The organism is Mesorhizobium sp. M7A.T.Ca.US.000.02.2.1, assembly GCF_003996995.1.
Lineage (GTDB): Bacteria > Pseudomonadota > Alphaproteobacteria > Rhizobiales > Rhizobiaceae > Mesorhizobium.
Genome location: NZ_RZTT01000874.1, coordinates 1 through 591 on the forward strand (window position 1 = coordinate 1; position 591 = coordinate 591).

The 591-nt window shown below is 64.0% G+C and carries 1 protein-coding gene; it reads right to left on the reverse strand.

Features of this window, described 5'->3' with window-relative positions:
• The coding region (locus EOD15_RS35230) for an SLC13 family permease (protein ID WP_281035611.1) at positions 1-591 on the reverse strand (591 nt) is incomplete at both ends.

A 591-nucleotide genomic window follows, 5' to 3' on the forward strand; every position in this document is an offset into this window, starting at 1 on the left:
TTTCCAGGCCGGGTATGAAAGGCCGCAGCGCCAGCACGGCCGGGACATTGCTCATGATGTTGGAAAGCACCGCGGTGAACCCGGACAGACGCCAGACATCGTCCAGCCCGAGGTTCTTTGCCGAGGCGATCATGTCTGGCGAAAGAAGCGTCTTTTCGGCGCCGGCGACGACCACGAACAGACCGGCGAACATGAACAGCAGCGGACCGTCGATCTCGCGGTAGATGCGTTCCGGCTTGATCGCCCGGGTAAGCAAGAGGATGGCGCCGCCGATGAGCGCGGCCTTGGCGACAGGCACACCGGCGAAGAAGGCGATTGCCAGTCCGATGCAAACCACCACCGCCTTCAGCACCTGCCCCTTGTGCATGCGGCCACGCGAGACCTCGGGCGTCAGTTGGACCGTTCGGGCGAATTCGGCCCGGTAGACGATGCGGATGATGACAACGACCGCGACGAGGCCGAAAAGGGCGACCGGAGCCAGCGCTGCCGAAAAGGCCGGATAGGAAATGCCCGACAGCGCGCCGATGACCATGTTTTGCGGATTGCCGGTGATGGTAGCGACGCTGCCGCAATTCGACGCGGTGGCGGTGG